Origin of the sequence: Variovorax dokdonensis, assembly GCF_030316895.1 — a bacterium.
GTDB lineage: Bacteria > Pseudomonadota > Gammaproteobacteria > Burkholderiales > Burkholderiaceae_C > Variovorax > Variovorax dokdonensis.
In genome coordinates, this window is record NZ_JASZYV010000001.1 from 469,204 (window position 1) to 484,342 (window position 15,139).

Here is a 15,139-nt window from a genome sequence, read left to right on the forward strand (position 1 = left end):
TGGCGCCATGAACGTGCTCTTGCACCAGGTGATGTCGGGCCTAGCGACGGGCGGCATCTACGCCAGCATGGCGCTGGCGCTGGTGATGATCTACCAGGCCACGCACCTCGTGAATTTCGCGCAGGGTGAGCTGGCCATGTTCTCGACCTACATCGCATGGAGCCTGATCCATGCCGGCGTGCCCTATTGGGGCGCCTTCTTCATCACCGTGGCCATCGCCTTCGTGCTGGGCGCGCTGATCGAGCGGATCGTGGTGCAGCCGGTGGAGAACGCATCCATCCTGTCGGTGGTGATCGTCTTCATCGGCTTGCTGGTGATCCTCAACAGCCTGGCGGGCTGGATCTTCACCTACACGATCAAGCCCTTTCCAAGCCCCTTTCCCGAGCAGCCCCTGTTTGGCAACGGGCTGTTCACCTCGCACGAGCTCGGCGCCATCAGCGTCACGCTGCTGGTGTTGCTGGCGGTGTTCGTGTTCTTCCGCTTCACGCCCCTGGGCCTGGCGATGCGCGCGGCGGCGCAGAACCCCGAGTCGAGCCGGCTGGTGGGCGTGCGCGTGGGCTGGATGCTGGCGCTGGGCTGGGGGCTGGCATCGGCCATCGGCGCCATCGCCGGGATCATGGTGGCGCCCACCGTGTTCCTGGAGCCGAACATGATGTCGGGCATCTTGCTCTATGCCTTCGCCGCGGCGCTGCTCGGCGGCATCGACAGCCCCGGCGGCGCGGTACTCGGTGGCTTCATCGTCGGCGTGCTGGAGAACCTGGTCGGCGCATTCCTGGGCACCGACCTCAAGCTGACGGTCGCCCTGGTGCTCATCGTCGGCGTGCTGGTGATCCGGCCCTCGGGTCTTTTCGGCAAGGTCCATGTGACGAGGGTCTGACGCATGTCCAGTCCATCCGAAACGGTTCGCGCTGCGTCGCACACGGCGTCGCCCTCGCAGAAAGCGGTGCCGGTGCCTCGCCCGGCACTGGAGCGTCCTGCAACGCACACCCGAGTGCTGCTGGCGGCGGCGCTGCTGGTGGCCTGCGTGCTGCCCTTCGTGCTCAGCGACTACCGCGTCTTCCAGCTCACGCTGGCGCTGGTCTATGCCATTGCGCTGCTGGGCCTGAACATGCTGACCGGCTACAACGGCCAGATCTCGCTGGGGCACGGCGCCTTCTATGCCATCGGTGCCTACGTGGCGGCGATCCTGATGGACAAGTTTGGCGTGCCCTACTGGGCCACGCTGCCGGCGGCCGGCGCGGTGTGCCTGCTGGCGGGCTTCCTGTTCGGCCTGCCGGCACTGCGGCTCGACGGGCTCTACCTGGCGCTGGCCACCTTTGCACTGGGCGTGGCGATGCCGCAGATCCTCAAGTACAAGCATCTGGAGGAATGGACGGGCGGCGCGATGGGCATCGTCATCATCAAGCCCGATGCACCGGCATGGACCGGCCTGTCGCAAGACCGCTGGCTCTATTTCTTCGTGCTGGCCTGCCTGGTGGTGCTGTTCCTGGTGGCCTGGAACATCCTGCGCGGGCGCATCGGCCGCGCGATGGTGGCCATCCGCGACCAGCCCATCGCCGCGCGCGCGATGGGTGTGAACACCGCGATGATCAAGTCGCTCACCTTCGGCGTGTCGGCCATGTACACCGGCATCGCCGGTGCGCTGGGGGCGATCGTGATCCAGTTCGTCGCACCCGATTCGTTCAGCGTGTTCCTGTCGATCACGCTGATCGTCGGCGTGGTGGTGGGCGGGCTGGCCTCCATGCAGGGGGCGATCTACGGCGCCCTTTTCATCCAGTTCATTCCCAACGTGGCCGACCATATCTCCAAGGCCGCGCCGTGGGCGATCTACGGCATCTTCCTGATCGTGTTCATGTACGTGATGCCCTTTGGCGTCGCCGGTCTGCTGCGCGGCCTGAACGCGCGGTGGCAGGCGAGGCGAGGGCGGTGATTTCCTGGCCCGGGGCGGCCGTCATGGGCCGGCCCGATTGCATCGTCGTCTGAGATCGAAGGAGACAAATCACCATGACATCAAGACCTGATCGACGTACCGCGCTCATCACGGGCGCATCGCTCCTGGCGGCCGCCGCGCTTCCGGTGCATGCGCAGAAGAAATACGGGCCCGGCGCCAGCGACACCGAGATCAAGCTCGGCCAGACCATGCCCTACAGCGGCCCGGCATCGGCCTACGGCACCATCGGCAGGCTGCAGCAGGCCTATTTCAAGATGCTCAACGAGCAGGGCGGCATCAAGGGCCGCAAGATCAACCTGATCAGCCTGGACGACGGCTACAGCCCGCCCAAGGCCGTCGAGCAGGTTCGCCGACTGGTGGAGCAGGAGCAGGTGCTTGCGCTGTTCCAGACCTTGGGCACGCCCAGCAATTCGGCGATCCACAAGTACGTCAACGCCAAGAAGGTACCGCACTTGTTCCTGGCCACCGGCGCCACCAAGTGGGCCGACCCCGAGCACTTTCCGTGGACGATCGGCTTCAACCTGAGCTACCAGGCCGAGGGCATCATCTATGCCAAGTACCTGCTCAAGGAAAAGCCCAACGCCAAGGTGGCGATCCTCTACCAGAACGACGACTACGGCAAAGACCTTCTCAAGGGCGTGAAGGACGGCCTGGGCGCCAAGGGCGCCAAGATGATCGTCGCGGAGGCCAGCTACGAGGTGTCCGACCCGACGGTCGATTCGCAGATCGTCACGCTACAGGGCTCCGGCGCCGACACCTTCATCAACATCACCACGCCCAAGTTCGCGGCGCAGGCGGTGCGCAAGGCCTACGACTCGGGCTGGAAGCCGCTGCACCTGCTCAACAACGTGGGTGCCTCGGTGGGCTCGGTGCTCACGCCGGCGGGGCTGGACAAGTCGGTGGGTCTGCTGACGGTGCAGTACTACAAGGACCCGAACGACCCGCAGTGGAAGGACGATCCCGCCATGCTCGAATGGCGAGCCTTCATGGGCCGCTACTACACCGATGGCGACCCGAAGGACGCGTCGAACCTCTACGCCTACATCGCCGTGCAGACCATGGTGCACGTGCTCAAGGCCTGCGGCGACGACCTCTCGCGCGAGAACCTGATGAAGCAGGCCGCCAGCATCAAGAGCCTCAAGCTGCCGCTGATGCTGCCGGGCATGACGCTCAACACGTCGCCCAAGGACTACTTCCTGGTCAAGCAGGCGCAGCTGGCCAAGTTCACCGGCACGCAGTGGGAGACCTTCGGCCAGTTGCTCAGCACGGTGGACTGAGCAACGGCCAGCGGGCTACTCGAAGGCCCGAGGCTCTCGCGCCAGGAGCTGCCCGTTGCGCTCCCGCTCCAGGGCGATCTCGCGGGCCAGCGCTTCGGCGCTGCCGGCGGCCGGCAGGTTGTACGACCGGCGCAGGTAGTCGCGCATCGGCGCGGACGCCACGATGCGCCGCACCTCGGCGTTGAGCCGGCCCACCACCGATGCAGGCGTGCCCGGCGGCGCAAAGATGCCGAACAGCGAATCGCGGTTCGCTGCCTCGAAGCCCAGCTCGGCCAGCGTGGGCACCTGCGGCAGCGCGGCCAGGCGCTGCGGCGCACCGACCGCGAGCGCTCGCAGCCGACCGCCTTCGATGTAGCGCAACTGTTGGGCGGCGACATTGGTCGACAGCAGCTCGAAGTGGCCAGCCAGTGCGTCGTTGAGTTGCTGGCCGCCGCCCTGGTAGGGAACGTGCGTGATGTCCACGCCGGCCAGCGCACGCACCTGCGCCAGCACCAGATGCCCCGTCGTCGCCACGCCCGATGTGGCCCAGCGCAGGCGGCCCCCCGCGTGCTGGGCCTGGATGAGCACGTCTGCGAAATCGTGTCCGTTGAACGCCGGCGTGGCCACCACCAGGACGGGCGTTCGCATCACGCCGGCCACCGGCACCACGGCTTGCACGCGGTCCGACAGGGCGGCCGGGGCGACCAGCGGATGCAGGGCGATCGGGCTTATTGCGGAGAACGCGAGCGTGTAGCCGTCCGCACTCGCCCGCGCGAGCACATCCAGGCCGACGCTGCCGCCGGCGCCCGCGCGATGCTCCACCACCACGGGCTGGCCGAGCGCGTCGGCCAACGGGCCGGCCAGGGCGCGTGCCATCACGTCGGACACACCGCCAGGCGGATAGACCACGAGCAGCCGCAAGGGGCGGCTGGGCCAGTCTGCCGCGCGAGCCGCAGGCAGCGAAGGCGCGCCCAGCGCGAGGCAGGCACGCAGCACGGCGCGGCGGCTCATGCTCATGCCGGCACCTTCCTGCGTCGCGGGCCGCTTGCCGAGCCGGCTGCCGGCGGCTTGGCCCGGGCCTGCAGCAACGCATGGAACTGCTGGGCGGGCAGGCTGTCTTCGCCTTCGCGCCAGGCGAGGGTGAGCGGCGCGTCGAGCGTCTCGCAGCCGGCCAGCGGCAGGTAGGCCACCGCATGCGGGTGCACGCCGGCCATCGAGGCCGGCACCACCGATGCGCCGACGCCTGCCGCCACCAGGTTCAGGTTGGTCATCATGCGATCGACTTCGGCGACCACCTGCGGCGCCAGGCCCTGCGCGTGGCACAGCGATAGCAGGTCGGCGTACATGCCCGGCGCGCCAGGGCGGCGCACCAGGATCAGCGGCTCGTTGCACAGCCGCGCGAGCGGCAGCGCTTTCGCGCGGCCGTTGGATGGAGGCGGCAAGCGGTCGACGGGCAGCGCGGCCACCAATGGCTCGCGCAGCAGGGTTTCGAACCGCAGGCCATCGGGGCGTGCGACCGGGCGGCGCAGCAATGCGGCATGCAGGCGGCCGGAGGCCAGCGCATCGGTGAGCCCCGCCGCATTGGCTTCACGCAGCTGAAGTTCGATGCCCGGGTGCGACTGGCGGAACGCGCGCAGCGCGTCGGGCACGAAGCGGTGCGCCGCCGCCGAGCTGGTAAAGCCCACCCGCAGTACGCCAGCCTGCCCTTCGGCCACGCGCTTCATGCGTGCGCGCATGGCCTGAGCGTCGTCGAGCAGGCGAAGCGCCTCGGCCTGGAACAGGCGGCCGGCCTCGGTGAGCGTGACGCCGCGTGGATGGCGCTTGAAGAGCACAAGCCCCAGCGAGCGTTCGAGCTGCTTGATCTGCTGCGACAGCGGCGGCTGCGCGATGCCCAGGCGTTCGGCGGCGCGGGTCATGTGGCCGGTCTCGGCGACCGCCGCGAAGTAGCGCAGGGCACGAAGGTCCATCGCCCGTCTCCATATGTTTTTCGTATTGGAACTACCCGATCATTTTATTTGACCCGATGTCACATGCGCCCCTATCGTCCGCCCCGGTGACAAGCGACCCATGCGAGGCCGCGCGGATCGCCGCGACAGAACAACGAAGGACGAGACAAGACCATGCGCCACGCGCCATCCAGTGAATTCATGCTTCGCGCTTCGGCCGCCCTGTGCATGGGCGCCTGCCTGGCGCTGCTGTCCGCTTGCGGCGGCAGCAGCAGCAACTCTGGCGGCGCATCCGTGCCCGCATCGCCGGTGGCTGATGGCGGCTCCGGAACGCCGACCCCCGCGCCCGGCGATCCGGACGAAACCGATGCAGCCCCGCCAGCGCCGCCGCCGCCGACGGCGCGCCTCGCGTGCGCCGACCTGGCCGGCATGCAGGTGGCCGGCGCGGACATCGGCGTGCCCAGCGGCAGTGCCACCGTCACCGAGGCCACCGCCATCGCGGCCGACGCCGCCGGCAATGCGCTCGGCGGCTATTGCAAGGTGCGCGGCACCATCGCGCCGATGAACCCGTCGTCGCCCGTCATCAACTTCGCGTTGAACCTGCCCCAGGCATGGAATCGCAAGGCGATGCAGTTCGGTGGCGGCGGCTTCAACGGCCGGCTGATCGACGGGACCGAGCAGATCCGCTTCGGCCCCATCGACAAGCCGGCGCCGCTCGCGCTGGGCTATGCGACGTACGGCGACGACTCCGGGCACCAGTCGTCCAGCATCACCGATGCGCGCTTCGCCGCCGACGACGAGGCACTGGCCAACTACGGCGGCCTGTCGCTCAAGAAGACGCACGATGTGGCCCACAAGCTGCTGGCCGCGTTTTACGGAGAGCCGGCGGCCAAGGCTTACTTCCTGGGCACCTCCACCGGCGGCCGCGACGCGCTGGGCTACATCCAGCGTTGGCCGCAGGACTACGACGGCGTGATCGCCAACGAGCCGGCGCTCAACTATTCGGGCACGCGCCTGTCGAACGTGGCGCTTGGCCGCGCGCTCTATGCCAACGGCGGTGCGGGTTGGCTCAACCTGAGCAAGACGCTGCGCGTGCAGCAGGCCGCGCTGGCGGCGTGCGACGGGCTCGATGGCGTCGCCGACGGCATCGTCAGCAATGTCGAAAGCTGCCGCCTGCTCAACGCGCAGGTGCTGGCAAGCCTGCGCTGCGCCGGCGGCGCCGACACGGGCAACGATTGCCTGTCGGATGTGCAACTGGCCACCGTTCGCACCGTCGAGTCGCCGCTCGATCTGGGCTATCCGCTGGCCCACGGCGTGACGCGCGCCGGTGGCTACAACCTGCTCGAAGGCGCGCTCGTGGCCGGCCCCTTCACCACGCGGGATCTCGGCACGCGCCCAGTGCCGGGCAACCCTGCCACTTCCGCCGACGCCAACATGTACCTGACGGGCGACCAGTGGGCGAAGTACTTCGTCACCCGTGACGCGGCCTTCGATTCGCTCGGCTTCGATCCCGTCAACCCGGGCGCATGGACCCAGCGCGTGCAGGACGTGTCTGCCGCCACCGATGCGCTGGATGCGGATCTTTCGCCCTTCTTCGCACGAGGCGGGCGCCTGATCCTCCTGCATGGGCTGGCCGATGAGGTCATCAGCCCCAACTCCACCATCGACTACCACCAGCGTCTGGCCGCGACCGTGGGCCAGGCAGCGATGGACGCCCACGTGCGCTTCTACACCGTGCCCGGCATGGGCCACGGCACGGGCGTGTTCATTCCCAACTGGGATTCGTTGGCCGCGCTGGAAGCGTGGGTGGAGAAGGGACTGGCGCCCGGCACCGCGGTGGCGGTCGATGCCGTGGCCGGCACCTACGGCCGCACGCGTCCGCTGTGTCTTTACCCATCGTGGCCCAAGTACCGCGGCAGCGGCAGCAAGGACGCAGCCGTCAACTACAGCTGCGTGAGCGAAACGCCCGACCCGCTCGCCTGCCCTTATCTGCCTGGTTCCGTGGCCAGCTACAAGGGCGGCAACACGCTGGGCGAAGAGTTGAGCGTGCAGATCGACCCTGCCACGCTGGCCTACACGATCACCGTGGAAGCCAGTGCGCAACGCTCCGCCGGCACCACCCGCAGCGGCACGCTCATGCCCAGGGGCCAGTGCAGCTACGACAGCGGCGAGGGCGGCGCGGTGTTCACATTGGCCACCGGGGGCGTGTTGCTGGGCGGCGTGGCCGCACCTTCGGGCGGCTCGTTTGCGCCACTGCTGGCTTTCCAGAACACCTGGGACAACGAGGCCAGCCCCACCGTCTTCAACCCGGCCGCGCTCATCGCGAACGCGGTGGGCGTCCAGCAAGCCGGTGCCGCCGCGGAGACGCCGACGGTGCTGGCCGTGCGCCTGCGCAATGCCGGCACCTACCAGTACTGCGCCGATCCGGTCACTGGCGGCGCCATGATCTACGACGCCGCCTGCACGCAGACCGAGAAGGGCTACATCGCCCGCGCCGCGGGCCGACGGGCCTTCGATGCCTTCACCACCTCGCCCACCGGCGGCGCCACCACCAGCGGGGGAAGCCTGTCGGGGTCGATGGTGATCGGCATGGCGGGCAGCACCCTCGTTCACATGCACTTGCTGCGTGACGGCACGCGCACTGGCATGCGGTTGCTGGCGACGCAGCTGACCTTGACGCCAGGTTCGGCCGACGGCAGCTACGCCGTCGCCAGCAGCCGAGGCGATCTGCGCGACGCCACGCTGGCCGGCACCAGCCTTGATTTGGGCGGCGCCGCAGCCACGCTGAGCTACGACGCGCCGGTGCTCGGCCTCGCGCAGGCCGACGCGGCTCGGCCGGGCCAGATGATCTTCAACGGCGGCATCCTGGCCTTTGCGGCGGGCGACGCCACCCATCCTGCTTTCGAACTCGGAGTGCGGCACTGACATGAACACCTTGCGGATGATTTCGAAACCGAAGCGCGTTGCGCTTGTCCTGGGCCTTGCCCTCGCACCGCTCGCGCTGCTGCCTGCGGCCGTGCAGGCCCGCCAAGCTGCGCAGGCCCGGCCGGCGGCGGCCACTGCACCCAAGGCCGCCACCTGCCCCAAGGAAGTGCCGCAGGGCACGCGCTGCTACACCGGCTCGGACGGCGCAGGCGCCTTCTACTGGATCGCCATTCCCCAGCAATGGCAGCGCAGCACCGGCGTGCTGGTGATGCATGCCCATGGCGGTCCCGAAACCGGCGCGCCGCGCCTGGAGCGCAGCGAGGCGGACCTCAAGCGCTGGGCCGTCACCGTGCAGGCCGGCCATGCCTGGGCCGGATCCACCTACCGGCGCGGCGGCTATGGCGTGACCATGGCGGCCGAAGACACCGAGCGCCTGCGCCAGATCTTCGTTCGAAATTTCGGTCAGCCGCGACACACGCTGCTGCATGGCCAGAGCTATGGTGGCGCGGTGGCGTCGATCGGTGCCGAGCTCTATGCGCCCGTGCCCGGCAAGCCAAGCCCGTACGACGGCGTGCTGCTGACCAGCGGCGTGCTCGGCGGCGGCAACAGCGCCTACGAGTTCAGGCTGGACCTGCGCGCCGTCTACCAGGCCGTGTGCGCCAACCATCCTCGCCCGGATGAAGCGCAGTACCCGCTTTGGATGGGCCTGCCCAAGGATTCGAAGCTCACGCGCCAGGAGCTCGCCGCCCGCGTCAAGGAATGCACCGGGCTCGGTACGCCGAAGGCGCAGCGCAGCGCCGAGCAGAACGCGCGCATGGCCACCATCCTGGGCGCGGTGAAGATCCCGGAGCGTTCGCTCCAGGGTCACATGAACTGGGCCACCTGGCTCTTCCAGGACCTGACCCAGGGGCGCCTGGACGGCCGAACCCCCTTCGGCAACACGGGCGTGTTCTACCCCGGGCAGGTCAACGGCAAGCCGTTGGATGGCATGGTGGCGCGCTATGCGGCCGATCCGCAGGCGCAAGGCGCGCTGGCGGTCGACAGCCGTCCGAGCGGCCGCACACGGCTGCCGACCTTGACGCTGCACGCCATCGATGACCCTACCGCCTTCGTCGAACTGGAAGGTGTGTACCGTGCTCAGCGCGAAGGGGCGGGCACCGCCGACCAGCTGGTGCAGCTCTTCTCCGACGAGAAGGAGCACAGCTACCTGAGCGACTCCGAATATGTGGCCATGTTCGACGCGATGCTGGCCTGGATCGATCGCGGCGAAAAGCCGACGCCGCAGTCGCTGGCACAGCGTTGCGAAGCCCTCAAGCCGCGCTGGGACGGCGACGGCAAGAACGGCTGCCACATCCGCCCCGACTGGAAGCCACAGCCGCTCGCGGCGCGCGTGCCGCCGCGTTGAAGTTCGAATACCAACTGGAGACTTGAAAGATGACCATGAACAAGACCCTCATCGGCGCCGCGCTGGCACTGGCCGCCTTCGGCACCGCACAGGCGCAGGACTACCCCGGCGACAAGGTCGTCACCATCGTGGTGCCCTTTGCCGCGGGCGGCCCCACCGACCGCGTGGCACGCGACCTGGCCGAAGCCATCCGCAAGCCCCTGGGCGCCACCAGCGTGGTGATCGACAACGCCGCCGGCGCCGGCAGCACCATCGGCAACGCCAAGGTCGCACGCGCCAAGCCCGACGGCTACACGCTGCTGCTCACGCACGTGGGCATGGCCACCACCCCGGTGCTGTACCGCAAGCTCAGCTACGACTACCAGAAGGACTTCGAGTACCTGGGCATGGTCAACGACGTGCCCATGACGCTGATCGGCAAGCCCGACCTGCCGGCCAACAACTTCAAGGAACTGCGCGAATGGATCGCCAAGTCCGGCGGCAAGGTCAACCTGGGCAACGCGGGCATCGGCTCGGCCTCGCACCTGTGCGGGCTGCTGTTCCAGAGCGAGCTCAAGGCGGAGATGACGACCGTGCCGTACAAGGGCACCGCGCCGGCCATTGCCGATCTGATCGGCGGACAGATCGACCTGCTGTGCGACCAGACCACCAACACCACCGGCCAGATCGAGGGCAAGAAGGTCAAGGCCTATGCGGTCACGACGATGAAGCGGCTGACCACGCCGGCGCTCAAGGACCTGCCCACGCTGGACGAGTCGGGGCTGAAGAACTTCCAGGTGACGATCTGGCACGGCCTGTATGCGCCCAAGGGCACGCCCGAGGCGGTGACCAAGAAGATCAACGAGGCGCTGAAGGTGGCGCTGAAGGATCCGGACTTCGTGAAGAAGCAGGAAGGCCTGGGCGCCGTGGTGGTGAGCGACAAGCGCGTGGAGCCGGCCGAGCACAAGAAGTTCGTGGAAAGCGAAGTGGCACGCTTCGGCCCGGTGATCAAGGCCGCGGGCGTCTACGCCGACTGAGCGAGCGTCAGTCTTCCACCGACTCCGTGATGTAGCTGCCCAGCAGGCCCGCCGCGGCCTGCAGCAGGTCGAACTCCGAGTCGGCCAGCGGATGCCGCCGCATGTCGAAGTGGCTCAGCGTGCCCCACAGGGCATTGCCGTCGATCGAGACGGGCACGCTGTGGTACGAGATGACCAGGCCCTGATACGGATTGCCGTCGAGCCGCTTGTCGAATCGCGAATCGTCGGTCCGGAAGGCCTGGTCGCGCAGCACGAACTGGCAGAAGCTGTGCCTGAATGGAACGGCCAGAAGGAAGTCCGGCCGGATCTTGCCCTGCTTGTCGCACAGGGCCACGTTGCGAAGCAGGTCGCCCTCGAAGCGATACAGGGCGGTGTAACGGTGTGGAACACCGGCATTCAAATACGACAGCAGCGCGTTGGGGCCGTCATCGAGCAGCGCAGCGCGCAATTTTTCGTGCGATCGCATGGTCTTCACCCCAGTCCGCAAGTGAGACATCGGCCCGCGTCGCACGCCCCTGGTGGCCCTGGGACGCGTTGTCTTCGCGCGGGTGCTTGCGGCCACTATGGCAGCGCTGGCGAAGGCTGTCTACCTCATTTGACACGAGCGCCCGAAAGCGGCGTACCGAAGTTCGAGCGCGATTGCCGCACTCAGGCAGCCGGCCGCACCCGTGCCGCCGCCAACTGCGCCCGTCGCATTTCGCCCTGGCGAATGAACATCCAGCCCGGATACTCGGCCGGCAGCGCGCTGACCTTGTCCAGCGCCGCCAGGTCATCGGCGGACAGCGACACCCGGGTGGCGGCGATGTTGTCTTCCAGTTGCTCGATGCGCTTGGCGCCGATGATCACGCTGCTCACCGCATCCTGGTGCAGCAGCCACGCCAGTGCCACCTGTGCCACCGAAACGCCCTTGGCCTCGCCGATGCCGCGCATCACGTCGATGCAGTCGTAGGCGCGTTCGCGGTTGATCGGCGGAAAGTCGAAGCTGGCCCGGCGGCTGCCGGCCTCGCTCGTGCTGTTGTCCTTGCGGTCGTACTTGCCCGACAGGAACCCGCCGGCCAGCGGGCTCCAGACCATCAGGCCCACGCCTTCGCTTTGCATCATGGGTACCAGTTCCCGCTCCAGGTCGCGCCCTGCGATCGTGTAGTAGGCCTGGAGCGACTGGATGCGCGCCGTGCCCAGCCGCTCGGCAATGCCTTGCGCCTTGGCGATCTGCCAGGCGGCCCAGTTCGACACGCCCACGTAGCGCACGTGCCCGTGCTGCACGAGCGTGTCCATGGCGCGCATCATTTCCTCGATGGGCGTGGCCGGATCGAAGCCGTGGATCTGGTAGAGGTCGATGTGATCGAGCTGCAACCGCTTCAGGCTGGCCTTCACGCCGTCCATGATGTGATAGCGCGACATGCCTCGGGAGTTGGCGGCGCGCGTGCCGGTTTCGCCGTAGACCTTGGTGGCCACGACCACGTTCTCGCGCGGCACCTTCAGGTTGCGCAAGGCTTGGCCGGTGATCTGCTCCGAGACGCCTTCGGAATACACGTCGGCCGTGTCGATGAAGTTGATGCCCGCATCCAGCGCGCGGCCGACGAGGCGATCGGCATCGGCCTGCTGCAGCGTACCGATCTTGCCCCACATCTCCCCCTGGCCGCCGAAAGTCATGGTGCCCAGGCAGAGTTCGGAGACAAAGAGGCCGGTGCTTCCGAGTGGTTTGAGTCGCATGGTGTGCTTCCTTTCAGGGGGTGTGTTCGATGGGTGTTTGTCCTGGCGCGCGTTGCGCCCTCAGGGTTGGCCGGTGGCGCCATCCAGCGCGTCCTGCCGCATGCGGCGCATGTCGCGTGCCGGTGGGGCACCGAACATGCGGGCGTATTCGCGTGAGAACTGAGAGGCGCTCTCGTAGCCGACCTGGTATCCGGCGCTGGTGGCATCCACGCCGTCCACCAGCATCAGCCGCCGCGCTTCCTGCAGGCGCAGGGCCTTCTGGAACTGCAGCGGGCTCATCGCCGTGACGGCCCGAAAGTGCCGATGCAGCGACGAGCCGCTCATGTGCACGCTGTGGGCCAGCTGGTCGATCTTCAGCGGTTCCCGATAGTGGTGGCGCAGCCAGCCGATGGCCTCGGCGATGCGCGGCCCCTGGCCATCCGGCCGGCCGATCTGCGCAAGCCGCCAGCCCTCGGGGCTGGTGAGCAGGCGGTACAGAATTTCGCGCACCGCCAACGGGGCGAGGGCGCCGATGTCCTGCGGGGTGTCGAGCAGGCGCACCAGACGCAGCATGGCGTCGAGCAGCGGCAGCGTGGTCGGCGACGTGTAGAGCGCGCGGGCGCAAGGCGCGGTCGAAGTCGATGCACGGGGCTGGACTTCGCGGTCCAGGTCCAGCAGGAGGGCGGCCACCTCGCCGGGCGAGAAGCTGATCTTGACGCACAGGTAGGGCGATTCGGGCGTGGCGTCCATCACCTGGCTCGAGATGGGAACGTCCTGCGAGACGACGAGGAACTCCTCGGTGTCGTACACCGTGAGTTCGTCGCCCAGCAACACGCGCTTGCGGCCCTGCACGGGCAGGCAGATGGCCGGCTCGTGCAGCGTGTGGTTGAGTTCGCTTGCCGACGTGGCCCGGATCAGCCGCAGGCGGGGAATGGCGGTCTCGTGGGCGCCGTCACCCGTCGTCATGCGCGCGATGCAGGCCGCGAGTTCGGCGCGCCGCAGCAGGATCTGGGTCGGGTTGTCGCTGCCCGGCAAGGCGGCCGTCGTGCGGGACGAGGCCGGCGAAAGAGGCGTTGGCTCGATCATGGTCCGAGCGTAGCGGCAAGCTCGCCTGCGTGCCGCTTTCGAACTACGCCTGGCAATGAATGAGCAAGAAGCTGCGCGGATCAGGCATGCCGCACCGCCAGCGGTGGAAATCAGGGGCCGGATAAAATGCGGCAATGCAGCATTCGGGCCCCCACACCTACCGCAAGCCGGCGCCTTCGCCGGTGAGCACGCTGCCGCTCGGTTACTTCTTCTCGGTCACACCGCCTTGAATGGGCCTCGGCCTCTTGCGGGGCCTTGATGTGCCGCGACGCCCTCGAAGCGTCTTTTCTTCTCTCGTTTGAGCGCGCACGTCTGCGCTCGCTGCCAGCCGCAGCGACGTGCTCTTGCGCTCTCGTCATTGATCATGAATCTTCAGAACATCCGGCGGGACTGGCTGTCCAACGTCCGCGGCGATCTGCTGGCGGGCACGGTGGTCGCCCTGGCCCTCATTCCCGAGGCGATCGCCTTTTCCATCATCGCCGGCGTCGACCCCAAGGTGGGGCTGTATGCCTCTTTCTGCATCGCGGTGGTGATCGCCTTCTCCGGCGGGCGGCCGGGCATGATCTCGGCCGCCACCGGCGCGATGGCGCTGGTGATGGCCGGCCTGGTCAAGGAGCACGGGCTGCAATACCTGCTGGCCGCATCGGCGCTGACCGGCCTGCTGCAGATCGGAGCAGGACTGCTCAAGCTCGGAACCTTGATGCGCTTCGTGTCGCGCTCGGTCGTGACCGGCTTCGTGAATGCGCTGGCCATCCTCATCTTCCTGGCGCAGGTGCCCGAACTCGTCAACGTTCCGTGGTCGGTGTATGCGATGGTGGCGGGTGGCCTGGGCATCATCTATCTCTTTCCGCGCGTGACGAAGGCCGTGCCGTCGCCGCTGGTGTGCATCGTGGTGCTGACCGCCGTGTCGATGGTGCTGGGCCTGGACATTCGCACCGTGGGCGACATGGGCGCGCTGCCCGACAGCCTGCCGGTGTTCCTGCTGCCCGACGTGCCCTTCAACCTCGAAACGCTGCGCATCATCTTCCCGTACTCGATCACGCTGGCCGTCGTGGGCCTGCTGGAATCGATGATGACCGCCGCCATCGTCGACGAGATGACCGACACCGACAGCAACAAGAGCCGCGAATGCGTGGGTCAGGGCGTGTCCAACATCGCGTCGAGCCTGCTCGGCGGCATGGCGGGCTGCGCCATGATCGGGCAGTCCGTCATCAACGTGAAGTCAGGTGGACGCGGGCGCCTGTCGACGCTGTTTGCCGGGGGCTTCCTGCTGGTGCTCGTGGTCTTCCTGGGCGATTGGGTCAAGCAGATTCCCATGGCCGCGCTGGTGGCGGTGATGGTGATGGTGTCGATCGGCACCTTCAACTGGGCGTCCATCCGCAACCTGCGCCGCCATCCGCCAAGCTCGAGCATCGTGATGCTGGCCACGGTGGCCGTCGTCGTGGCCACGCACGACCTGGCCAAGGGCGTGTTCGTCGGCGTGCTGCTCAGCGGCATCTTCTTCGCGCAGAAGGTGGGGCGGGTGCTCCGCGTGCAGAGCCAGCCCTTTGACGAGGGCAAAGGCCTGACCTACACGGTCTACGGGCAGGTCTTCTTCGTTTCCGCCGAGTCGTTCGCCAGGAGCTTCGACTTCAAGGCGCCCCTGCAGTCGGTGCGCATCGACGTGAGCCACGCGCACTTCTGGGACATCACCGCCGTCTACGCGCTGGACAAGGTGGTGATGAAGTTCAGGCGCCAGGGCACGGCGGTCGAGGTCGTGGGCATGAGCGAAGCGACGTCGACCATGGTCGACAAATTCGGCTTGCATCAGAAGGCCACGGCGGCCGAAGGTGTGGCGGGTCACTGAACCCGCATCGAGGCGA

Annotated in this window: 12 protein-coding genes; 7 read left to right on the top strand and 5 right to left on the bottom strand. The window is 67.9% G+C overall.

Annotated elements, in window-relative coordinates; translation table 11 throughout:
* Positions 1 to 7: 7 nt before the first annotated feature.
* From QTH91_RS02140 to QTH91_RS02150, 3 genes are all read left to right on the top strand, one after another.
* On the top strand, positions 8 to 877 hold the full coding sequence (locus QTH91_RS02140; protein ID WP_286658389.1) for a branched-chain amino acid ABC transporter permease: 870 nt from the start codon (positions 8 to 10) through the stop codon (positions 875 to 877).
* A 3-nt stretch (positions 878 to 880) separates the two neighbouring features.
* On the top strand, positions 881 to 1,930 hold the full coding sequence (locus tag QTH91_RS02145) for a branched-chain amino acid ABC transporter permease (RefSeq protein WP_286658390.1): 1,050 nt from the start codon (positions 881 to 883) through the stop codon (positions 1,928 to 1,930).
* 74 nt (positions 1,931 to 2,004) lie between these two features.
* The gene (locus QTH91_RS02150; protein ID WP_286658391.1) at positions 2,005 to 3,228 is read left to right on the top strand and encodes an ABC transporter substrate-binding protein; all 1,224 of its coding nucleotides are present in this window, start codon (positions 2,005 to 2,007) and stop codon (positions 3,226 to 3,228) included.
* 15 nt (positions 3,229 to 3,243) lie between these two features.
* Here the strand turns inward: QTH91_RS02150 and QTH91_RS02155 are convergent, their stop codons facing one another.
* Positions 3,244 to 4,224 carry a Bug family tripartite tricarboxylate transporter substrate binding protein gene (locus tag QTH91_RS02155; protein WP_286658392.1) on the bottom strand — a complete coding sequence of 327 codons (981 nt, stop codon included), beginning with the start codon at positions 4,222 to 4,224 and terminating at the stop codon, positions 3,244 to 3,246.
* Positions 4,221 to 5,174: a LysR family transcriptional regulator gene (locus QTH91_RS02160; protein ID WP_286658393.1), complete on the bottom strand. Its 954-nt coding sequence runs from the start codon at positions 5,172 to 5,174 to the stop codon at positions 4,221 to 4,223. The genes QTH91_RS02155 and QTH91_RS02160 overlap by 4 nt, the downstream gene beginning before the upstream one ends.
* Positions 5,175 to 5,327: 153 nt before the next feature.
* On the opposite strand from QTH91_RS02160, the gene QTH91_RS02165 reads away from it, so the two are divergent.
* Genes QTH91_RS02165 through QTH91_RS02175 form a run of 3 tightly spaced genes read left to right on the top strand, consistent with a single transcriptional unit; the run spans position 5,328 to position 10,499 of the window.
* Entirely contained in the window at positions 5,328 to 8,078 is a 2,751-nt protein-coding gene (locus tag QTH91_RS02165) for a tannase/feruloyl esterase family alpha/beta hydrolase (protein ID WP_286658394.1), read from the top strand.
* A 16-nt stretch (positions 8,079 to 8,094) separates the two neighbouring features.
* Positions 8,095 to 9,483 carry a hypothetical protein gene (locus QTH91_RS02170; RefSeq protein WP_286658395.1) on the top strand — a complete coding sequence of 463 codons (1,389 nt, stop codon included), beginning with the start codon at positions 8,095 to 8,097 and terminating at the stop codon, positions 9,481 to 9,483.
* 35 nt (positions 9,484 to 9,518) lie between these two features.
* Positions 9,519 to 10,499: a tripartite tricarboxylate transporter substrate-binding protein gene (locus QTH91_RS02175; RefSeq protein ID WP_286658396.1), complete on the top strand. Its 981-nt coding sequence runs from the start codon at positions 9,519 to 9,521 to the stop codon at positions 10,497 to 10,499.
* A 7-nt stretch (positions 10,500 to 10,506) separates the two neighbouring features.
* On the opposite strand, the gene QTH91_RS02180 is transcribed toward QTH91_RS02175, so the two are convergent.
* The 3 genes from QTH91_RS02180 to QTH91_RS02190 form a co-directional block, all read right to left on the bottom strand.
* Positions 10,507 to 10,965, bottom strand: coding sequence for a GAF domain-containing protein (locus tag QTH91_RS02180; RefSeq protein ID WP_286658397.1), 459 nt, complete (start codon positions 10,963 to 10,965; stop codon positions 10,507 to 10,509).
* 182 nt (positions 10,966 to 11,147) lie between these two features.
* A complete protein-coding gene (locus tag QTH91_RS02185; protein ID WP_286658398.1) occupies positions 11,148 to 12,212 on the bottom strand; it encodes an aldo/keto reductase in 1,065 nt (354 codons plus the stop codon).
* A 60-nt stretch (positions 12,213 to 12,272) separates the two neighbouring features.
* Positions 12,273 to 13,277, bottom strand: coding sequence for an AraC family transcriptional regulator (locus QTH91_RS02190; protein ID WP_286658399.1), 1,005 nt, complete (start codon positions 13,275 to 13,277; stop codon positions 12,273 to 12,275).
* Positions 13,278 to 13,641: 364 nt separating this feature from the next.
* Here QTH91_RS02190 and QTH91_RS02195 point away from each other — a divergent pair, with 364 nt between their 5' ends.
* Entirely contained in the window at positions 13,642 to 15,123 is a 1,482-nt protein-coding gene (locus QTH91_RS02195) for a SulP family inorganic anion transporter (RefSeq protein ID WP_286658400.1), read from the top strand.
* The last annotated feature ends 16 nt before the right edge of the window (positions 15,124 to 15,139 follow it).